Genomic DNA, 20,461 nt, shown 5'->3' with positions numbered 1-20,461 from the left:
CACTCTCACTGTGCCGTTCGGCCCCCTTCCCAAGTCCCCTGAACGTTGGGACCGTCGACCGGAGCTGGCCGCGTTCCTGAAGAATCTCAATGAGCGGGTGTCACACTCACCGGAGATCTCGGACGCCTTCGGGCGACTCCTGGCCGCCGCCTCCGGGGCCTTTGACGAGCGGGACGGGCAGCACAGCCGGGAGGCGGCACTGTTCACCTACACCGTGATGACATCGGCGGACGGGTGGTCGCTGAACGATGCGACGCGGATTCACCTTTCCAAGATCGCGGGTGCGTACGCCTCGGAGATCACCATGGGCGCGGACCTGGGCGACGCCGACATGACCAAGGACAGCGCCATGCAGGCCACTCCCGACCCGCGCGATCCGATCACGATCCCGGGTTTGCACGGCGCTTTCCGGCTGAGCCCGGAGGACACCTTCCGCTTCATGACCACCTTCGCCGGAACCCCAGTTACCCGTCGACCTTTCGAGGACGGCATGGACGCGCTTTCGCAGCGTGTATTTCCGGTTGCCGCTGATTCGGCCAAAAGCAGTCGCGACGTCACCCGGTTGGACCGCCTGTTCAGCGCTCTGGGCAACGTACGAGGCTTCGAGTTGGCCGCCGCGATGCGAGTGCTCAAGCCCAAGGACGAGGCCCTCAAGAGCGCTGAGGCCGCTGAGAGCCTCCTGGCAGGCGCCTTGCTCGGAGCCCTCGGTCTGCTCCCGCCCTTCTCCGCTATTCCGGGAACCTGGACCGCGCTCTCCACCGGGGTCGACGCGTACTACACCTACGGGCGCGACCCCAAGATGCAGGTGGACGAGCTTAAGAAACTGGACGGAAGTGAGGCTCTCGCTCGCCAGTACGAAGCCGCCCGCCTCCTCATGCAACATGGCTTCGCTCCCAAGGTCCCTCCGTCCGGAGCCATCGCCGGTCAGGACGGCACCCTGCGTCCTTTCCAAGAGGTAATCAAGCAGGGGAACCCAGGCATGAAATTGGTCGATCAGTGGTTCATCGATAACGGAATGGGCACGACGAAAGAGTTTAGCTTCGGAGAGTTGAGTCGTCGTTTAGCGACGAGCTTCGACGGAAGAAAGCAGCCCGCCATGGAGAGGACCTGGCTCTACAAGAACAAGCTCACGACCGACTGAGGCAGGCTGTTTCACCGCTCACGGAGTACTCTCCATGCTTGGATGAGTTCAGATGGAGTGACGTCTTCGTGCCCTCACTGACTACGTTGAAATCCGGTCCGCCAGGGCCGGTCAGGCGATAGTCGGCGAATCCGCTCAAAGTGCCGAGCATCATCTCATTGAGCGACCGAGGTGTGGTCTGTTCGGCGTTGTCCAGGGCGGTCGCGGCGAAGGTCCGCTTGACCTTGCCTGCTCCGCACGGAATGTCCTTACCACCGGGATCGGTGATACGAGGGCCCCGGGCGCTAACCTTGTCGAGCAGCTTCAGGATGTGCGCCTTAAGGTTAGCGCCCGCCTGGGCCGCTGTGGGTTGACTCTTCGTGTTCCCCACACCGCAGGACGCGGCCAGAATGGTCGCCACGAGCACCGCGCCTAACCGTACAGGGAGGCTTCGGTTGGAACGGGGCATTCGATACCCTCCTAGGAGTCAGCCGTCTGAACGCACGATCTCATATCGCCCGCATCCGTGCGAGGCTCATGACGGGCTGAGGCAGGATGTTTGCCCGCGCACCGAATACCTACCCTCGTTCGATGAGTTCAGATGGAGTGAGGTCTTCGTGCCGTCACTGGCCATGCCAAAATCGGGGCCTTCCGAATCGGTGACGTCGTAGTCCGCGAATTCGTTCACGGCTGCGACCATTTGAACGTTGAGCGTCCGGGCGTCTCGTTCCCAGATCCCGCCCGAGGCGGTCGCGGCGAAGGCGCGCTTGGCCTTGCCTGCTCCGCATGGGATGTCCTCGCCACCGGGATCGGTGATGCGGACATCATGGCCGCTCACCTCGTCGAGCAGTCTCAGGATGTGCCGCTTAAGGGTCGTGCCCGCTTCCGCCGCTGTCGGTTGCCGCACCTTGGGGACAGGCGTGGCCGTGGCGGACAGGGTCACCGCAGCGGCCAGAACGGCCAGCACGAGCACTGCACCTAACCGTATGTGGATGCTTCGCTTATAACGGCGCATTCGATACCCTTCTAGAGTCAGCCGCCAGCCCTGTCGCGAGAGAGAGAAAGGGAAGCGTTTGACCCTTGAATCAAAGGATATGGGCCTTCGCAAGGCCGAACTGCTACAGGCGCTGGCCAAGGTACGAGCACATGCGGCGCGGTTGGAGGCCGCGCTCGATCCGGCGCATGCCACGGTCACCGGTAAGGCCGTGTGGGTGGGGCCGGCGGCGAGGGAGTTCGTTGGGGAGTTGACCGGCCGTAGGAGTCGGTTGCGTACGCTCACCAGGCGGATCGTCGAGGAGTTGGAAGCTCAGGTGCAGGCCATCCCGGAGAAGGCCACCCGCTGAGATCCGTGAAACGGGCTCGGGGACTCAATGCTCAGCGGGCATGAAACCGCCCCGGGCCTTTTCGGCGGCCAGCAGAGCGGCCCAGTCGCGGGCGTCACCGAGCGTGTTGACGACCACCACGACGGCTCCGCCGACGCGGTCCACCGTGCTCAGCCATGCCTGGCGTTCTTCGGCCTCGCCCGGGTTGGAAATGCCTTCCACCAGGTAACCGGAATCGCCCGGTCCGTTCACGATGGTCATCGTGAGGCTGGGCCGGATTGCCCAACCAGGGGACGGGGTCGGCTTTCCCGCGTCGAGGCGGAGTATCGGCAGGTGTTCGGCCTGATCAGGGGTGGCGATGAGCAAGGTCGGCAGCGCGCCGCCGAAACAACGAGCGTTCTTACGTGCGATGCGAGAGGGCATTTCGCGAGTATCCCACCGTCCTGGTACTCGCATTGTGAATAGTGGAAAACCCGCTGGTCAGGCCGCCCCCATCCGCACCAGGATGCCGAGTTGCACGGTCAATGCGTCCGCCAGCTCAATAGGACCCCACCGGGCGAGCTGATGGCACAGTCCAGCCGCTTTCTGCGCGTCGGTCGGCGCAGCGTGTCTGGTCGCCCACCATACGCCACCACGCACCGATATCCGCCAGCCGGGAAACGTCACTTCCAGTGCGCCCAGATGTGCCCGTTCCCGAATGGTGAGTTCGTCCACCGGTCTCCTTTCACGCCCCGTCGCGGGTACGGCGGGCGGGACACTCTGTGGGGAAGACGTGTCCCTCGCCCGCCGTACGCTCAGGAATCGCGCGGCCGGACGGAGGCCGGCCACCGAGGCCGCCCGGCCGCGCGTGTCGCGGGCCGCTACCTCGGCCCGCGCCCGGACGGCATGGCGGCCCTGCCCCGCCACGCCGTCACGCCGGTTTCTTATAAGGGCGCGTCCCAGGCGTCGCAGGCGTTCCACATGTCTCCGGTGAGCGTGATCGCTCCCCCGCCGGTACGCCGGGCCGTCACCACGGTCTCGCCGTACACGTAGACACCGAACGCCGACAATCGCGCTTCCCGCACCCGGCCCCGCCCTTCCGGGAATCCCTCCAGGGCGTGGACCATTTCTTTCTCGGCTCGTCCCGCGTCGTCCGTGACGCCGCCCGCGCCACCGGTCCCCGCGTCCACTTCCCAAACGACGAGCACGTCACGCGGCCTGCCATCGCTCACGGCCCCGACTCCTTCCGTGAAGAGGAATGCAAAAGGTCACGCAAGGTGAAGATGTCCGCCGCCCGGACGACGTGTTCGGTGTTCCGGTGGCGGGCCACCCAGTCACCGTGGTGGTCGTCAAGTACTTCGCGCTCGATGTCCCAGTCGATGAACGTGGCTTGTACTTCTTCCGCGACACTCGGCCAAGGCCCACCTTCCTCGCCCTGGCGTGGTTCTGTGGACACATCCCCACACCCCTTCCTGACGCGAGAAATGTAATGGGGCGATCACTCAGCGCAACAGCAACGAGGCGCGGCCATCCGGCCACGCCTCGCTGTGCAGGACTACGTAGCGTAGTTGTCTACTACTCCTTGACGCCGAGGAAGTCGGCGATCTCGCGCTGGGCGGCCGTGGGGATGCGAGTGCGGGCCTTCAAGATGCCCTCCGCCGCGTCCTTCGCCCGCTGCTGATAGCGCAACCACTGTGGGCTGTGGGCCTTCAACTCCTGCAAGACCTCGGTGGCCCGTTCCGTGTCTCCCATTTCCAGGTGAATGTACGATTTTTCGATCTGCCCTCGGTTCCAGACGGGGGCGGGCGGACGGCCGTCGTCAGGGGTGATCTGCTCCATCTCCTCCAGGCCGTGCGCGGGCTCGCCGGCCATCGTCGCGACCTCGGCGGCTATCAAAGCCACGCTAACCGGGCCGAATGACTTATGTACCGGCGATACCTGTTGTTCCTTACCGAACCTCGTCGCGGCGGTGCGGGCGATCGATACGTAGTCCTCCGCTTCCCGTGTGCGGTTGTTCCGGACGGCGGCGGTGGCCGCGCTCAGCAGCACCCAACCCCAGGCGGCCAGTTCTCCCTTACTGGCGACCGACACCCGAGGCTCTATCTCCTGGGCCGCAGCCACCGCCAGTCGCTCCACCTCGTCGAACCTGCCCTGCCGTTGCATCGCCCAGCCCTGCATAGAAATCGCCGCCGCGGCCAGGGGCACGCTCCCAATGGTCCGGGCGTCGCGCAGGGACTGCTGGATGGCGGTCAAGGCGAGATCGTTGGCGCGAATCTGGATCAGGTAGCGACCTGCGAGGCTGAGCGCGTCGGCACGCAGGCGTATCGCCTCCCGCCCCTCGGCGCTGGTGTCATCGAAGCGGCTGACGTGATACTGCGCGGACTTGATCAGTTCAGGAAGGACCTGAGCGAGATGGTCGTACTGGTCACCGTAGTAGGCCAGCGCACTGGCATCGACGGCCTCTCGGAGACGGGGCAACGAGACGTCGTCCGCGTCGGCCGCCTCATAGAGAACATTGCCATCCATGCCGACCGGCGGGATGATCGCCCCGCGTATATCGGCCAGCAGTGCGACATTCTCCGTCTCAGCCACAGGCTCCGGCGAACCGGGCGCGACGAACCATACGGTCCGCACGCCGAGCGCCTTGGCGATTTGGTGATATGTCTCCATACGGGCGCTTCCGCCCTGCTCGATCTTCTTTATACATTGAACGCTCAGCCCGGCCGCCTCAGCCAGCCCTTCCTGCGTGAACCCACGCCGAAACCGCAGCTCCCGCAGCCGCGCACCTGGCTCACGCGTCCTGTCATCCGGCATCGCTTTGCCGCCTCTCCCGGGGAGACCTATTCCATCCCAGGTTAGGCACGCGCCGCTCATTCAGACCAGCAATCGAATCGAAACCGAATTCTCAGAGCGCTCAATACGCCAAAAACTCCCCGCATTTCCCACCTGTCCGGGAGGTGGGCCATTCAGTCCTGCACGCCGAGGAAGTCGGCGATCTCGCGCTGGGCGGCCGTGGGGATGCGGGTGCGGGCCTTGAGGATGCCCTCGGCCGTGTCCTTCGCCCGCTGCTGGTACCGCAACCACTGCGGGCTCCGGGCCTTCAGCTCCTGCAAGATCTCCGTGGCCCGGTCGGTGTCTCCCGTTTCGAGGCAGGCCCACGACCGCTCGATCTGACTGCGGTTCCAGGTGGAGGAATGGGGACGTCCGGCGGCGGGCGAGATGCCGTCCATGATGCTCAGCCCGCGTTCGGGCTCGCCGGCCACCATGGCGACCTCGGCACGCATCAGGGCGACGGTCACCGGCCCGAACGCCCGGTGCCCCGGAAAGCCCTTCTCCTCCCTGCCCAGCCGTGCCCCGGCCATCTCCGCGATCGACAGGTACTCCTCGGCCTCCTTGGTCCGGGTGTTGCGCACCGCCGCACTCGCGGCACGCAGCAGCAGCCATCCCCACGCGGCGAGTTCTTCCTTGGTGGCGACCGATACGCGTGGCTCCAGCTCTCCGGCCGTGGCGGCGCAGAACCGTTCCACCTCCGCCAGCCGGCCCTGCCGCAGCATCGCCCACGCCTGCGAGCACAGCGCGGACGCGGCGAGCGGCGTGTTCCCGATCGCCGAGGCGTCACGCAGGGACTGCTGGAGAGCGGTGAGGGCCAAATCGTGGGCACGGACCTGGAGCAGGTAGCGGCCCGCGAGGCCGAGTACGTCGGCGCGCAGCCGTAGCGCCTCGCGTCCGTCGGCGTCGGAGCCGTCGAAGCGGGCGACATGGTACTGAGCCGACTTGATCAGCTCAGGAAAGACCTGGGCGAGGTGGTCGTACCGGTCCCCGTGGTAGGCGGCGGCCGTGGCATCGACCGCATCCCGAAGGCGGGCCGGCGAGGGCTCATCCTGATCGGCCGTGTCGTGCAGGGCGGTGCCGTCCAGCCCGACCGGTGGAATGATCGCGCCGCGCATGTCGGCCAGGAGAGCGACATTCTCACTTTCGGCAATAGGCTCCGGCGAACCGGGTACGACAAACCATACCGTCGTCACGCCGAGCGCCTTGGCGATTTGGTGATATGTCTCCATACGGGCGCTTCCGCCCTGCTCGATCTTCTTTATACATTGCACGCTCAGCCCGGCCGCCTCGGACAGCGCTTCCTGGGTGAACCCTCGCCGAGAACGCAACTGCCGCAGTCGCGCGCCCGGCTCACGAGCCGCGCCATCGCGCATCGCCCTAGCCGCCTCTCCTGGGAGACCCAAATCCCTTCCCAGAATAATTCCCAGCCCGGCGGGCGTTCACTGATCCGCGCAAGAAGACGGTGGCCCGCTCAGGTGGCCACCGCCTTCTTCGATCACGCCCGCCCGGCTGCGGAGGGTGTCAGGTCCTCGATCCCTAGGCCTCGTCCACCTCTCGGACCTCGGTCTTCACCACGTAGTCGCGGTGATCGAGCCCGATCCGCTCGCGCTCCGGCGATGCCCAGTACCGCTCATTGATCTCGGCGAAATTCTCTGCTCCCGCATACGACAAGATCCAGAAGAACTGGTTTCGATCCCGATCCATCCAGGCGCCTTGTATCTCGAAACCGAACTGCTGTCGCAGCGGCACGACAAGTTTTCGCCATTTGTCAGCCCACTCGTCCAGCAGCCCCGCACGCACAGTGTATACGCGGAGCTGCGTCGTCCTGGTCATCCACAATCACCCTTCTCTCGACCGGCGTGGGTGGCGACGTTCGCGGTATTGCGGAAGTGCATAGGCAATGATCCGGACAGGGACCAGCACACGGGTAAGATCTCTGCTTCCCGCCGTAGGCAATCCTAAACGAACGGTCCGTCGTAATTCCAAGGGGGGTGATTGAGAAATTCAAGTACTCCCGCCGTGGTGGCTGCTGGCTGGGCGGATGCCGTTCGCCGGACGTCGGGTGCGGTCGTCCCGCGCCTCCGGGGACGACCGAGCGTACGAACTGGCGTGGATGGCCGCCAGGAGCCGGCGCCGGCGGCTGGCGGCGGCGGTATTCGAGCGGCCGGCCACTGGTGATCGTCGTGGCTGCGTCGCGGAGGCGAACGATCAAGCGCCTCCTCGCGACAGCGCAGAGCTCCCCCCTCGGCCCGTCATGCGCCAGCGGTCAGGGGTGCGCGTGCCGGTCGAGGCCAAGTGTGGCGATGAGGTCTTCGTGGAGCTCGAACCAGACGCGATGGCAGGAGTCGACGTCGGTGCGGTCTACCCAGGCGTTCTCCCCGGCTCGGGCGCGTGCGAGGGCGTCCGCGAAGCGGGTGTCGTATCCACGAAACCGGGTCAGGACGCTTCCGAGCCGGGCGGACAGTGGCGTGAGGGCGAGTGAGATGCCGGTCAGCTCGTCGAGGATCCTGACATCCCAGGCGGGGTCGGAGTGGTCGTTGGGGGCGAGCCTGTCGCCGGCGGTGGGCCGGAGCTGCCAGTCGGTGCAGGCCCGCAGGAGGCGGGCGTTGAGCGGGAGAAACTCCCGGTAGACGTCGCGGACCGTTGTGGCTCCATCGCTGCCGACTTCGCCGGTGCCGGTGCCGCCGGTTCCGATGCCCGTACCGGTGCCGGTTCCGGTTTCGGTGCCGCCGAAGTCGGTGCCGTGGGTTCTGGTGGTGGCGAGTTCGGCGGCGAGCAGGCGTTCGTTCTCGGCGCGGCCCCGTTCGGTGAGCGACCAGCCGCCAGCCCCCGCGAAGGCGGAGTACGAGACCCAGCCGTAGGCTTCGGCGTCCCGCAGCAGTTCGTCCGCCTCGGCCGTGTCGAGCCCGTACCGGGCGGCGACCGCCGGGGCCTCCGCGAACCCGAGGATGCGCACCGCGTGCAGGACCAGCAGGAGGGGCTCGGAGTCCCGGCTCACGATTCGGTGTCCTGCCGTGCGGTCAGCCGGTTGTAGTGCTGTTGGCACGCCTGCGGCGAGTTGAACCCCATCGCCTGCGCGATCTGCGCCCAGGTCAGGCCCGCGCCGCGCGCCGTGAACAGCAAGGCGGACTCCAACCCCTCGACCTCGGCGCGGGCGGCGGGCATGAGGGTGAGTGCGGCCAGGACGTCCTCGGGGCTCAGCCCGGCGTTGCGCCAGACGGCGAACTGCACGAGGTCGAGCGCTGAAGGCGGGGCCGGTGCGGGCCGCCACGGGCGGGGGCTCAGCTCGTCCGCGCCCAGGGCCAGGAGCCGCTTGCTCGCGTCGTGCTCGCGACCGGCCTGGGCGCGATCCTCGTGCCCGGCGCGAGAAATGTCCGGCTTGCTTGCCATGCGCCTATGATCCAGAATCAAGGAAATGTTGTCAATATTTTGTTGATGAGGGGAGGGCAGGGTGCTCGTACCACTGATCTCGGCCGTCGCCGGGGAATGCGGGGGCAAGGCCGGCGCGCTCGGCGCGTTGCTCCGGGCGGGGGTGCCGCTTCCGGACGGCTTCGTGGTGCCGTTCGCCGCCCACCGTGCCGCCGTACGGGAGCTGAAGGGTGATCCCGATGCGGCGCGGCGGGCCATCGAGAGCCGACCCCTCGACGCTGCCGTGGTCAAGGAGCTGGCACGGGCGTTGGACGAGCTGGGCGATCCGCCTGTCGCCGTACGGTCGTCCGCATCGGACGAGGACACCGGCCAGGTCTCGGCGGCCGGTCAGTACGAGAGCTTCCTCGCGGTACGCGGGGCCGCCGACGTCGCCGACGCCGTGCGCGCCTGCTGGGCCTCGCTGCTCGCGCCGCACGCCCTCGCCTACCGGGACGCCTCCGGCCACGGCCGGCCGTCCGGCGAGTTCGCGATGGCCGTGATCGTGCAGCGCCAGGTGGACGCCGACGTGTCCGGCGTCATGTTCACCCCCACCGGTCCGGACGACGGGACCAGGATCGAGGCGTCCTGGGGTCTCGGGCCCAGCGTCGTCGGCGGCACGGTGACCCCTGACGCCTATCGGGTCGCCGGGGACGGGTCGGTCGAGCAGACGATCGCGCCCAAACGGACCCGGCTCGACCGGCACGGCGGGCGGCTCGTCACGCGTGACGTGCCCGTCCCCGACCGGGACCGGCCGACGCTGGACACCGCGACCGCCGTACGCCTCGCCGAACTGGGCAGGGAGATCGCCGCTGTACGCGGCGGGCCGCAGGACGTCGAGTGGGCAATCGCCGACGGGCACGTCTGGATTCTGCAAGCCCGCCCGATCACCGCCGTACTCCCGTCCCGTATGCCCGGCGAGCTCCAGGCCGCACCGACAGGGACACCCGGCAGCCACGCCACCGACACCGCACCGATCACCCGCGACCCCGGCGAGGCCCAGGCCCCACCGATAGGGACGCCCAGCAATCGCGGAACCACCATCGACACCGCGATGATCACCCGCGACCCCGGCGAAGTCCAGGCCACACTGACAGGGACGCCGGGCAGTCGCGGAACCGTCACCGGTACCGCGCGGGTCGTGCGGGGCCCCGGCGACTTCGGCCGCGTGCGTCCGGGGGACATTCTCGTCTGCCCCTTCACCGACCCCGCCTGGACGCCGCTGCTGCGCGTCGCCGCCGGCGTCGTCACCGAGGTCGGCGGCGTGCTCTCGCACGCCGCGATCGTCGCCCGCGAGCACGGCATCCCCGCCGTCCTGGGCGTTGCGGAGGTCACGAGCAGGCTCCACGACGGCGCCGCCGCCACCATCGACGGCACCACCGGCACCATCACCATCATCCGAGAAGAGGAGGGCGGCGGGGCCGCACCGCCGCCCCGCCCGAACCGCTCATGACCACGCGACACCTCTACCTGGCCCGACACGGCGCCGCCGACGCCTTCGGAAACCTCACCGACCTCGGCCACCGGCAGGCGGCGCTGCTGGGCGAACGCCTCGCCGGCATGCCGATCGACGCCGTCTGGCACTCCCCGCTGCCGCGCGCCGTGGCGAGCGCGCACGAACTCGCCCGGCACCTCCCGCAGGTGCTCGTGGACGAGGCCCCCGAACTCATCGATCACGTACCGTACGTGCCCCGCGCGGAGGAGACGCCCTCCTCATGGACCGGCTTCTTCGACGGCTACGAGGAGGCCGAGGCGGCCTCGGGGCACCGGCTCGCCGAGGCCCTGGTCGCCCGGTTCGCCAGAGCCCCCGGCGAGGGCCGGCGCGACACTCACGAGGTCCTGGTGACGCACGCGTACCCGATCGCGTGGCTGGTACGGCAAGCGCTGGACGCGCCGCCGTCGCGGTGGCTCGACCTGAACAGCGCCAACGCCGCGCTGACGGTCATCCACTACCGAGCCGGCCTGCCGCCCACGCTCGTGATGTTCAACGACATGAGCCACCTCCCCGCCGACCTGCGCTGGACCGGATTCCCCCCGGCCAGGTGGCCATGACGCGCCGGACGCCGGACGCCCGGCGCTGCGCACGGCGGCGCTGGAACCGGCCAGGTTCCTCGACCGGGAACGCGACCTCGGTACGATCGCGCGCGACAAGCCCGGCGGGCCTGCCTCGTCGTCCCGGACGCCGACCCGCTGCGCGACATCGGACCATGCCGCCAAAGCCGTGGTAGCTCACTGGCCCCGGTGTAGCACGACATATCCGTCCCGCTCGAAGACCACCCGATAACCGGCCGCCCGCAGTTCCGCCACCCGCGCGCGCTGGCGTTCCGCCGAAGGCCAGGGGAAGACCTGCCGGGCGGTGTCGGCGACCACCCAGGGCGCGTTCTGTTTGCCGTCCTCCCAGAGCAGCACGGTCGTGCGCGCCGTGAGGCGCGGCCCGATGTGGTTGGCGGCCTCGACCATGACGCCGTCCGGTACCAGCGCGACGGCCTCGGCGGCGGCGACGACATCAGGCCCCGCGCGGTAGAAGCCCGGGTCGGCCAGCCGGGCCAGGGGATGTTGCGGGGCGAGGGTGAGCGCGACGGCGCAGACGCAGGCGGCCCACGCCGGGCCGATGCCGGGCCGGTCGTACCTGCGCGCGAGCCGGGCCGCGCCGTCCACGCCCGCGCAGAACACGATGGCGATGGTGAAGGCGTTGTAGTGGAAGTCGGTGCCCCACCAGTTGGGATTGTCGGAGAGCATGCGTTCGAGCAGGTGCGGCACGGCCACCACGATGATCGGCGAGCACAGGCACACCGGCAGCGCCGTCCACAGCAGCAGCACGGCCGTGCTGAGCTTGTCGGCAGGCGTCACCAGGTACTGAAGGGCCCCCAGCGGGTCGGTGAGCATCCCCACCAGCGCTTCGGGGACGTCCGGGCCGAAGTGGTGGTAGGCCCAGTGCGCGCCGGGGTCGCCGCCCACGGCGGGGATCAGCGCCGCGCGGGCCAGGACCGTCCAGGCCAGCCCGGCCACCAGGTACGCCGCGCCGCGCCGCCGGTCCCCGCGTACCACGGCCAGCGCCCCGAACGCCGCGACCGTCAGCCCCATGTCCTCCTTGACCAGCAGCAGCCCGAACGCGGCCGACGCGGCCACGGTGTGCCGGCCCGCCTCGTACCGCTCGATCAGCAGCGCGCTCAGCAGCGGGACGGCGGCGGCCTCGTGGAAGTCGAACGCCACGACGTGCGCGACGGGCCAGGACAGCAGGTACCCGGCCGCGGTGAGGTGGGCGGGCAGCACGCCGAGCCTGCGGCGGGCGAACGCCCAGATCGGCACCGCGGCCAGGGCGAGCAGCGCGGCCTGGGCGACGAGCAGGGTCTCGGGGGCGTCGTGGATCCAGTACAGCGGGGCGAGCAGCGCGAGGATCGGCGAGAAGTGGTCGCCGAGCTGGTTCCAGGCGGCGCCCTTGCCGATGCTGAACCCCTTGACCGGGCTGGTCGGCGCCTGGAACGCCGCGTAGCCGCGAACGGCCTGGTCGAAGATCGTCAGGTCGATGCTGGTGGTCTGGAACAGGCGGTGCTTGGTCAGGCTGAGCAGCGCGTACGCGCAGAACGCGGCCACCACCAGCGCGACCAGGACCCTCCGCTCGACCGGCGGCCTGATGACCCGCGCGAGCGTCGCCACCCGGCTCCCGATCACGCGTGCCACCCTAGGGACGCGCCCCCGGCTCCCGGGGGAACGTGGCGTGAAGGTTTCGGGCACAGGCGGCGACGCCCGGCGTTCCCGAGGCGTACAGGGGGTGGTCATGCTGGGCCGCTAGGCTCCGCGCGTGATCACCCCCCAGCGATCGTCCGCACGGGCGGCCCTGACGATCATCTACCTCTGGCTGGCGACCCGGGTCCTGCTGCTGCTCATGGTGCTCGACGTCGTGACGATCTTCGAGAGCGTCAACGTGGACGTCGGCGGCGTCTACCAGAACTGGTACGGCGTCATGCGAACCACCGGATCACTCCCGGTCGATGACCCCACCTGGCAGTACCCGCCGGGCGCCGCACTGCTCATGATCGCGCCCTCGCTGCTGCCGTTCGGCTACCTCAGCGGCTTCATGGCGATCCTCGTCGTCTGCGACGCCCTCGTGACCTACACCCTGGCCAGACTGCCGGAACGGGCGGGCCTGTGGGTGTGGCTGGCGGGTGTGCCGCTGCTCGGGCCGGTCGTGTACGCCCGGTACGACCTCGTGGTGGCGGCGCTGGCCGTACTGGGGTTGGTACGGCTGCGCGGGTCGTCCACCGGAGGCGGGCTGCTGCTCGGGGTCGCCACCGGGCTGAAGCTCTGGCCCGCGCTGGCGCTGATCGGCGTGCCGCGCGGGCGGGTGGCCAGGAACGCGGTGCTGGGGGCGGCGGCGGGCGCGGCGGTGACGACGCTGGGCGTGCTGGCCTGCCTCGGGCGCGGCGCGGACTTCCTGAGCGCGCAGCGCGACCGCGGTGTCGAGGTCGAGTCGGTATGGGCGCTGGCGTTCCATTTCGCCCGCTGGGCGGGCTGGCCCGGCGAGGTGGCCCCCAACTACGGGTCCATGGAGATGATCGGCCCGTTCACCGCGGAGGCCGGGCGGCTGTCCCTGGTCGTGACCGCCGGGTGCCTGCTGTGGCTGGTGTACTGGCGGCGCAGGGCCCGTACCTGGACCGACGCCGCCCCCGCCGACGCGGCCCTGGCCGCCGTGCTGTTGTTCGTCGTCACCAGCCGGGTGATCAGCCCGCAGTACCTGGTGTGGCTGGTCGGGCTGGCGGCGGTGTGCGCGGCGGCCCGCGGCTCCTCGCAGCGGCCGGTCGTGACGCTGGTCCTGGCCGCGACCGCGGTGACCATGCTGGAGTTCCCGAACCTCTTCGTGGCCGTCCAGGAGAGCACCGTCGTGGGGGTGGCGGTGCTCACCCTGCGCAACGGGCTGCTGGTGGCCGCGGCGGTGGTGTCCTGCGTACGGCTGTGGCGCGCGACGACCGTAAGCTCACGCGCCCCTCTTGCGGCGGATCAGCCGTAGCAGGGGCGGCGGCAGGAAGAGGCCGGTGATGACGACCATCGCGACGACGTACAGCGCCCACGGCGTCGCCGCCGACCGGGCCGTGGCGTCCACCGCCTTGGCGGAGTCGGCGGCGAGCCGCGGGTCGATCAGGCTGTTCGCGGTCGCGGCGCCCGGCTGGGCGAGGGTCTGCGACTGCTGCTGCTGAAGGGCGAGCGCGGGATCGCCGGTGGTCGTGGTGACCGTGCCGTCGGGCGACGCGGGCGAGGTGGCACCGTCCTGGACCGGGGCGTCCGGACCTGTGGGGTCCCGGCCCTGCCCCTGCGCGACCGGGCCCCCGGTCTGCTGGGGGTTGTTCGTGCCGGGTCCCTGGGTGGGCTGCTTGGTGTTCTTGGCTGGGTTGTTGCCGTTCGGGGTGTTCTTGTTCTGCGGCTGGTTCTGGCCGGGGTTCTGCGGTTTGTCCTTGTCGCCGTTCGGGTTCTGGTTCGGGTTCTGATTCTGGTTCTGGTCGCCGTTGTTCTGTCCACCGCCGCCGTCGTTGCCGCCGACGCCGCCACCGCCGTCCACGCCGCCGCCGGTGCCCTTCTGGCCCGCGTCACCGCACTTGGTGCCGTCGGGCAGGGCCAGGCCTTGGTAGAACTTGCCCCATACGTCGGGGTCGGCGGGGATCGGGGGGTGTCCCGGCACGTCGTTCAGAGCGATGAATCCCTGCCTGATGAGGTTGCTCGGGAGCGGGGAGTATCCCAGGTCGGAGGCGAGCTTCTGGCCATCGGTGATCGAGTAGAGCACGAACTTGGCCATCGTCTCGCCCTTGGCCGGGTCCGAGCCGCCGGCCGGCACGATCACGTAGTTGTAGCTGGAGATCGGGTAGGCGCTCGCGTGGCCGTGATCGTAGACCTCCAGCAGGTTGTACGTGCCGTCGGGGTTGCGCTTGGCCTCGGTCAGCGCGATGGCCTGGTTGCACGCGGTGGGCAGCACGTAGTTGCCCGACTTGTTCTTGACCCTGGCCACCGGGAGGCCGCGCTGGAGCGCGTACGCGAACTCGGCGTAGCCGATCGTGCCGTTCTTGGAGCCGACGAAGTCGGCCAGCCCGGCGGAGTCGGCGCGCAGCTCCGCGCCGCGCTCGGAGGGCCAGTCGCTGGTCGGCAGGCACGGCTCGCCGCCGTAGCACGCCTGGCCGCTGTTGTAGATGTACTCGTGCCACAACTGGGAGGCCTGCGTCCGCAGGTACTCGGTGAAGACCGCCGTGGTGCCCGAGCCGCCCTTCCTGGCCACGACGATGATCGGCGTGGCCGGCAGGCGGAACTCCAGGTGCGGGTTCTCCGCCTTGATCATGGGGTCGTTCCAGAGGATGTTCCCGTTCGACTTCCAGTGCTGGTGGTAGATCTTCATGATCAGCGGCCCGGTGAGCTGGAGGTCGGTGATCGGGCGGCCGGCGTTGTCCTTCAGGTTGTAGAGCATCGCCGTGCCGCCCGCCACCAGCGGCAGGTACGTGAACGGCTGGGTGGGCGTCGGCTCGTTGGCGAGGCCGTTCGGGAACCGGTAGGAGACGTCGCTGGAGGCGAAGTCCACCAGCTTCTGCTCGAACTGCGTACGGCCGGCCGTGGAGCCGTTGGCGTTGTAGCTCACCGCCAGGCCCAGCTTCGCCCCGGCGTCCACGATCCACTGGTCGATCGCCGGGGAGGCGAACGTCGAGCCCGCCCCGCTGACCGGGGGCAGGGCGGACCCTCGCGCGGGCGCGGCGGCGCACAGCAGGGCCAGGAAGACGGCGGCGGTGACCCGGGACAGGCGTCCGGCGATCATGGTGCTCCTCGCGGTGCTAGCCGAAGCGGCCGTTGACGTAGTCGGCGGTACGCGGGTCCTCCGGGTGCTGGAAGACCTGCTCGGTGGGGCCCTGTTCGACGACCCGGCCCGGGGAGTCCTCCTCGGCGAGGAAGAACGCGCAGCGCTGGGAGACCCGCTGCGCCTGCTGCATGTTGTGGGTGACGATCACGATGGTCACCTGTTCCTTGAGTTCGCCGATGGTCTCCTCGACCCGCCGGGTCGAGGTGGGGTCCAGCGCCGAGCACGGTTCGTCCATGAGCAGCACGTCCGGGCGTACCGCCAGGGACCGCGCGATGCACAGCCGCTGCTGCTGGCCGCCGGACAGGCCCCCGGCCGGGGCGGTCAACCGGCCGCGCACCTCGTCCCACAGGCTCGCCCGGCGCAGGCACTCCTCCACCAGCGCCTCCCGGTCGGCGGGCCTGCGCCCGGTGAGCTTCAGGCCCGCGGTCACGTTGTCGGCGATGCTCATGGCCGGGAACGGGTTCGGCTTCTGGAAGACCATGCCGATCCGGCGGCGTACCTCGGTGAGCGCCAGCGCTGTGCCGTAGACGTCCTCGCCGTCCAGCAGTACCGAACCCGCCAGTGTCGCGGCGGGCACCAGTTCGTGCATGCGGTTGAGGATGCGCAGGAAGGTCGACTTGCCGCAGCCCGACGGGCCGATGAGCGCGGTGACCTCGCCGGAGTTCATCACGATGTCCACCTGCTCCAGCACCTTGCGCTGCCCGAACCAGGCGCTCACGCCCACGGCGTCGAGCGTGCCGCCGGCCGGGCCGGGCGCGTCCGTGGTGTCCGTCACCTGCGTGTCGGCGGTCATCGGCGGGTTCCCTTTCCACTTCGCCGCCCGCCCTGGCCGCCCGCCCTCGCGAGCAGGAAGAGCAGCAGCACCAGGATCAGCAGGACCAGCGATCCGGCCCAGGCGCGGTCCACCGAGGTATCCTGCGGGGCGCGGATCTGGTGGTAGACGAAGAGCGGCAGGTCGTCCTGGATGCCGCCGAACGGATTCGGATTGAGGATCTTGGTGCCGACCGCGGTCAGCATCATCGGCGCGGTCTCGCCGATGATCCGGGCCGTGCCCAGGATCACCGCGGTGATCAGGCCGGTCCTGGCGGTGGGCAGTACGACCAGGGCGACGGCCCGCCACTCCGGGCCGCCGAGCGCCAGCGCCGCCTCGCGCAGGCTGCCCGGGACGATCCGCAGCACCTGCTCGGCCGCGATGGTCACGGTGGGCAGCATCAGGATGGCCAGCGCCAGGCTGCCCGCGAACCCGGAGAAGCCCCAGCGCAGCCGGACGATCAGCAGGGCGTAGACGAACAGGCCGGCCACCACGGACGGCAGGGCCGTCATGGCGGAGGCGACCAGGCGGGCGGGGGCCGCGATCGGTCCCTTGACCTCGTTGAGGTAGACGGCGGTGAGGATGCCGAGCGGCACCGAGATCAGCGCCGCGATGCCGACCTGTTCGATCGTGCCGAGGATGGAGTGCATGCCGCCGCCCTCGGTGGCGGGCTGCAACGGTCCGGTGAGCTGCATGGTCTCCAGCAGGAACCCCGGGCGCAGGCTGCTCAGCCCGCGGTAGACCACGTAACCGATGACCAGGAGGAGCGGGGCCAGGGCCAGGCCCGCCCCGGTGCTGATGAGCACCGCCATGATGCGGTCGCGGGCCACCACGGGGCCGCTGGAGTCGCGGGCCACGCCCCAGTACGCGCCGAGGAACAGCGCGTACCAGCAGATGGCGAAACCGGCGGGCTGCACGGTGAACGGCATGAGCCGGCCGAAGATCAGCCAGGTCAGCACGTAGGAGGAGGCCGCGGCGGCGGCCAGTTCGATGCTGTCGGACAGCCGCCAGGCCCCCGGACGGCGGCGCGCCGCCGCCACCCGGGAACGTGGCCGTGCGCCGGCCGGGGCGGTGACGGTCATCGGGCGGCCCGTTCCGCGCGGTCCACGACGCGGGCGGCGAGAAGGTTGATCATGAACGTCACCAGGAACAGCGCCGCGCCCGCCGCCATCAGCGCGCTCAGGCCCAGTTCCCGCGACTCCTTGAAGTAGATGGCGATGCCGCTGGCGATGGTGACGCCGCCGTTCTCGAAGAGGCGCGGCTTGATCTCGAAGGCGAAGCTGAAGATCAGGGTGGCCGCCATCGTCTCGCCCAGCGCCCGGCCCAGCCCCAGCATCGACGCGCCGATCATGCCGCCCCGGCCGAACGGCAGGACCACCGTCCGCACCATGCCCCAGCGGGTCGCGCCGAGCGCCAGCGCGCCCTCGCACTCGTGCCGGGGCGCCTGGGCGAGCACCGCGCGCATGATCGAGGTGGTGATCGGGATCGCCATCAGCGAGATCACCAGGCCCACGTTGAAGAACGACGAGCCGATCTCCCGGGCCTCGAACACGAAGAAGACCCCGCCCAAATGATCGACCGCCCATTTTTCCATCGGATCGAGGAACGGAATGAGGACGTGCAGGCCCCAGCCCGCGAAAATGATGCTGGGAATCGCGGCCATCACCTCGACCGCGGTGGTCAGCCCGCCTTTCAGGGCGCGCGGCGCGTATTCGTTGATGAAGACGGCCGTGGCGATGGAGATGGGCACGGTGAACACCATCGCGATCAGCCCGGTCACCGCGGTGCCGTACATCATGGCGGCGATGCCGAAGCGCCCGGACGGCTCGTCCGGGTTCCAGGCGGTGGTGGTGAAGAACGACCAGCCCGCCCGCTGGATCGCCGGTATGGCGGTGAGCACCAGAAACACCGTGATCAGCACGATCGTGACCAGCACGGTGGCGGCGGCCGAGGTGGTGACGGCGCGGTAGACGCGGTCGCCCCGGCTCAGCCTGGCCGTGATGGTGCGCGGTGTCTCCGTTGTCACGGGGGTGCCCGGCCCTTCCCTGATCGGTCCTCGCGGCGGGTTTCGGTCCATGAGTCGGGGCAAGTTTCCGCCCCGGCGTGGTACGGCCCAGCCGCCACGGGGTTAACGGGGCCATAAGAATCCGATACGGAATTCAAGAGACGTGTCCGCTCCACCGCACTTTTGTGAACTCGGTGGGAAATCTGGCGGACGGGCGGCACCGGGGATTGTCCGGGCAGCTCGCGGCCCGTTTGTCTGGTCCTGGATTGTCGGTTCGACCCAATGGAGTTGAGCGGTGGCCAGGCGTACCCGTGCCCTGCTGTTGACCTTCGCACTCACCAGCCCGGCGCTACTGGCCGCGGCGCCCGGCCCGGCCAGGTTCGCGCCTGCCCCGACAGTGGAGATCTGGCTGGACGCGGAGACCCGCGCCGACGGCGTGCCGTCCGTCGAGCTCGACCCCGACCAGCAGGTGGAGATCAGGTGGAAGGGCTTCACCCCCGGCACCCGCGTGGTGATCTCCCAGTGCCGGACCCCCGACCTGGTCGGGCTGTTCGGGCTGCCGAGCTGGGGGGCGGGCATGTTCCACTGCGCCCACCAGATCCGCCGGTACGCCCAGACCGGCGCGGACGGCGAGGGAAAGCTGTCCACGGTCATCACGACCGGCATGTTCCAGCAGACGATCATCTCCCGGGGCCGCGGCAACGAGCCGTTCGGCTGCAACGGGGAGTACAAGGGCGAGGAGTGGGAGAGCGCGTGCGTCGTCACGGTGAGCGAGTGCGAGTGGGACCAGCCGCTCACCCTCACCCAGGACGGCACGGACTGGAAGCTGGTGCCCAGCCCGCGTACCGACCTCGCCGACCCCGCGCTCGCCGCGGCCAGTGAGAACCTGCGGTTCAGCAACCCGGACGGCGTGCCGGTCATGACGGACTGGCCGCCGCCGCCCCCGATGCGGGTGGAGGTCAAGGTGCCCGACCCGCTGCCGATCCCCGAGCGGCCGGAGGGCGCGCCGATCAGCGGGGCCGGTTCGGTGAACCTCTCCGAGGTCATCACCGACTGGCTGATCTCGATCCGCCGGAGGACGCCCGCCCGCGACGTCTCCTACTTACGGGGGACGTCCGTGTTCGGGGCGGGCAAGCTGAAGCAGGGGTTCGCCGGCGGCTTCGCCGAGGGCGCGGACTTCGCGGTCGTGGGCACCGGGCTCACGCCCGAGGAGACCGGCGGCGCGGTGGCCTACGCCCCGATCGCGCTGACCGGGCTGAGCATCGCCAACGGGGTGGAGTACGGCGGGCTCGGGCTGGCCACCACCCGCATGTCGGCCGCCTCCGTGACCGAACTCCTCGGCCTCGGCACGTCCTTATGGTCGGACTCGACGCTCAAGGGCCCGACCGTGGACGACAACCGGGGGTGCGGGCTGCCGACGCTGGACGCGCGGATCGTGCCACGGGCCGGGCAGTCCGCCCAGAACAAGCTGATCTCGTCGTGGCTGGCGGCGTCCCTGCCGCCGGGGCGGTTCGCCGAGGTGTTCTCCTCCGAGCCCGGTGACCTGTGGCTGCGGCCGAAGGCGAACGGGGAGATGTACTCGGCGGAGAACGGCGCGACCGCCGCGGAGTACATCGCCACCCTCGGCGGCAAGGGCATCAAGCTGGTCCAGGCGGACGGGAAGACCTACCAGGAGAGCAACGCCGAGAAGCAGAACATCGGCGCGCTCGGGTTCACCGACATCACCCAGGTGGCGGCGGCGCGGGAGAAGGGGTACGTGATCAACTCCGCGCCGGTGAAGAACGCGGCGGGACGGTACGTGCTGCCGACGAAGGAGGCCCTGCTCGCCGCCTTCGAGACGATGACGAAGAACGCCGACGGCACGTACACCCCGGTCTTCGACCGGGCAGGCGAAGCGGACGCGTATCCGCTGCCGATGATCCACTACATCGCGGTCCCGGCGGCCGACGCGTCCGGGCGCAACCCGCTCCCGCTGGAGAAGCGCAAGACCCTCGCGGCCTTCATCGAGCACCTGATCAGCGACGCGGGGCAGGCGAAGGCGGCCGAGCTCGGCGCGCCGGCGCTGCCGCGGCGGCTTCGGGAGCAGTCGGAGGAGGTGGTGCGCATGCTGCTGGAACCCGGCCCGGAGAGCCCTGGGCCGACCACGCCCCCGCCC

At 69.6% G+C, this 20,461-nt stretch carries 21 protein-coding genes; 6 read left to right on the top strand and 15 right to left on the bottom strand.

All coding sequences use genetic code 11. From position 1 onward, the window contains the following. Positions 1 to 1,141 (top strand): hypothetical protein (locus C1I98_RS41415; RefSeq protein ID WP_233507888.1); only part of this gene is annotated, 1,141 nt, incomplete at its 5' end. Here C1I98_RS41415 and C1I98_RS40520 read toward each other — a convergent pair. Continuing rightward, positions 1,128 to 1,547, bottom strand: a complete 420-nt coding sequence (locus C1I98_RS40520) for a hypothetical protein (RefSeq protein ID WP_146607454.1) — start codon at positions 1,545 to 1,547, stop codon at positions 1,128 to 1,130. The two genes, C1I98_RS41415 and C1I98_RS40520, sit on opposite strands and share 14 nt — an antisense overlap. 108 nt (positions 1,548 to 1,655) lie before the next feature. After that, on the bottom strand, positions 1,656 to 2,093 hold the full coding sequence (locus tag C1I98_RS15290; RefSeq protein WP_111168133.1) for a hypothetical protein: 438 nt from the start codon (positions 2,091 to 2,093) through the stop codon (positions 1,656 to 1,658). A gap of 121 nt (positions 2,094 to 2,214) precedes the next feature. On the opposite strand from C1I98_RS15290, the gene C1I98_RS15285 reads away from it, so the two are divergent. Then, positions 2,215 to 2,463: a hypothetical protein gene (locus C1I98_RS15285; RefSeq protein WP_111168132.1), complete on the top strand. Its 249-nt coding sequence runs from the start codon at positions 2,215 to 2,217 to the stop codon at positions 2,461 to 2,463. Positions 2,464 to 2,487: 24 nt separating this feature from the next. Here the strand turns inward: C1I98_RS15285 and C1I98_RS40515 are convergent, their stop codons facing one another. The 8 genes from C1I98_RS40515 to C1I98_RS15250 form a co-directional block, all read right to left on the bottom strand. After that, entirely contained in the window at positions 2,488 to 2,865 is a 378-nt protein-coding gene (locus C1I98_RS40515) for a hypothetical protein (RefSeq protein WP_146607453.1), read from the bottom strand. 57 nt (positions 2,866 to 2,922) lie between these two features. Further along, a complete protein-coding gene (locus C1I98_RS40510; protein WP_146607452.1) occupies positions 2,923 to 3,156 on the bottom strand; it encodes a hypothetical protein in 234 nt (77 codons plus the stop codon). Positions 3,157 to 3,365: 209 nt separating this feature from the next. After that, complete coding sequence (locus C1I98_RS15275) at positions 3,366 to 3,653, bottom strand: hypothetical protein (protein WP_146607451.1); 288 nt, start codon at positions 3,651 to 3,653, stop codon at positions 3,366 to 3,368. Between the two features lie 343 nt (positions 3,654 to 3,996). After that, positions 3,997 to 5,235: a helix-turn-helix domain-containing protein gene (locus C1I98_RS15270; RefSeq protein WP_111168128.1), complete on the bottom strand. Its 1,239-nt coding sequence runs from the start codon at positions 5,233 to 5,235 to the stop codon at positions 3,997 to 3,999. Positions 5,236 to 5,387: 152 nt separating this feature from the next. After that, positions 5,388 to 6,626, bottom strand: coding sequence for a helix-turn-helix domain-containing protein (locus tag C1I98_RS15265; protein WP_111168126.1), 1,239 nt, complete (start codon positions 6,624 to 6,626; stop codon positions 5,388 to 5,390). A gap of 163 nt (positions 6,627 to 6,789) precedes the next feature. Next, positions 6,790 to 7,086 carry an NIPSNAP family protein gene (locus tag C1I98_RS15260; protein WP_111168124.1) on the bottom strand — a complete coding sequence of 99 codons (297 nt, stop codon included), beginning with the start codon at positions 7,084 to 7,086 and terminating at the stop codon, positions 6,790 to 6,792. Between the two features lie 433 nt (positions 7,087 to 7,519). After that, positions 7,520 to 8,251: a transcriptional regulator gene (locus tag C1I98_RS15255; RefSeq protein ID WP_111168122.1), complete on the bottom strand. Its 732-nt coding sequence runs from the start codon at positions 8,249 to 8,251 to the stop codon at positions 7,520 to 7,522. After that, a complete protein-coding gene (locus C1I98_RS15250) occupies positions 8,248 to 8,643 on the bottom strand; it encodes an SANT/Myb-like DNA-binding domain-containing protein (RefSeq protein WP_111168120.1) in 396 nt (131 codons plus the stop codon). The genes C1I98_RS15255 and C1I98_RS15250 overlap by 4 nt, the downstream gene beginning before the upstream one ends. A 61-nt stretch (positions 8,644 to 8,704) precedes the next feature. Here C1I98_RS15250 and C1I98_RS15245 point away from each other — a divergent pair, with 61 nt between their 5' ends. Both C1I98_RS15245 and C1I98_RS15240 read left to right on the top strand, forming a co-directional pair. Then, the gene (locus C1I98_RS15245; protein ID WP_111168118.1) at positions 8,705 to 10,111 is read left to right on the top strand and encodes a PEP/pyruvate-binding domain-containing protein; all 1,407 of its coding nucleotides are present in this window, start codon (positions 8,705 to 8,707) and stop codon (positions 10,109 to 10,111) included. After that, entirely contained in the window at positions 10,108 to 10,710 is a 603-nt protein-coding gene (locus tag C1I98_RS15240; protein WP_111168116.1) for a histidine phosphatase family protein, read from the top strand. Before C1I98_RS15245 ends, C1I98_RS15240 begins: the two co-directional genes overlap by 4 nt. A gap of 177 nt (positions 10,711 to 10,887) precedes the next feature. Here the strand turns inward: C1I98_RS15240 and C1I98_RS15235 are convergent, their stop codons facing one another. Beyond that, complete coding sequence (locus C1I98_RS15235) at positions 10,888 to 12,330, bottom strand: DUF2079 domain-containing protein (RefSeq protein ID WP_233507887.1); 1,443 nt, start codon at positions 12,328 to 12,330, stop codon at positions 10,888 to 10,890. A gap of 130 nt (positions 12,331 to 12,460) precedes the next feature. On the opposite strand from C1I98_RS15235, the gene C1I98_RS15230 reads away from it, so the two are divergent. After that, on the top strand, positions 12,461 to 13,666 hold the full coding sequence (locus C1I98_RS15230; protein WP_111168112.1) for a glycosyltransferase family 87 protein: 1,206 nt from the start codon (positions 12,461 to 12,463) through the stop codon (positions 13,664 to 13,666). Here C1I98_RS15230 and C1I98_RS15225 read toward each other — a convergent pair. From C1I98_RS15225 to pstC, 4 genes are read right to left on the bottom strand one after another with little or no spacing between them, the layout of a single operon-like run. After that, the gene (locus C1I98_RS15225; RefSeq protein WP_111168110.1) at positions 13,634 to 15,448 is read right to left on the bottom strand and encodes a phosphate ABC transporter substrate-binding protein PstS; all 1,815 of its coding nucleotides are present in this window, start codon (positions 15,446 to 15,448) and stop codon (positions 13,634 to 13,636) included. The two genes, C1I98_RS15230 and C1I98_RS15225, sit on opposite strands and share 33 nt — an antisense overlap. A 16-nt stretch (positions 15,449 to 15,464) precedes the next feature. Continuing rightward, complete coding sequence (locus C1I98_RS15220; protein ID WP_111168108.1) at positions 15,465 to 16,283, bottom strand: phosphate ABC transporter ATP-binding protein; 819 nt, start codon at positions 16,281 to 16,283, stop codon at positions 15,465 to 15,467. Further along, entirely contained in the window at positions 16,280 to 17,383 is a 1,104-nt protein-coding gene (pstA, locus tag C1I98_RS15215; RefSeq protein ID WP_111168106.1) for a phosphate ABC transporter permease PstA, read from the bottom strand. The genes C1I98_RS15220 and pstA overlap by 4 nt, the downstream gene beginning before the upstream one ends. Next, positions 17,380 to 18,327 carry a phosphate ABC transporter permease subunit PstC gene (gene pstC, locus C1I98_RS15210; RefSeq protein WP_158558048.1) on the bottom strand — a complete coding sequence of 316 codons (948 nt, stop codon included), beginning with the start codon at positions 18,325 to 18,327 and terminating at the stop codon, positions 17,380 to 17,382. The genes pstA and pstC overlap by 4 nt, the downstream gene beginning before the upstream one ends. A 274-nt stretch (positions 18,328 to 18,601) precedes the next feature. Here pstC and C1I98_RS15205 point away from each other — a divergent pair. Beyond that, positions 18,602 to 20,461 (top strand): substrate-binding domain-containing protein (locus tag C1I98_RS15205; protein ID WP_146607450.1); only part of this gene is annotated, 1,860 nt, incomplete at its 3' end.

The organism is Spongiactinospora gelatinilytica (assembly GCF_003236385.1).
Classification (GTDB): Bacteria; Actinomycetota; Actinomycetes; order Streptosporangiales; family Streptosporangiaceae; genus Spongiactinospora; species Spongiactinospora gelatinilytica.
The sequence above is the reverse complement of the archived record's forward strand: the minus strand, read 5'-3'. Positions and strand labels throughout refer to the sequence as shown.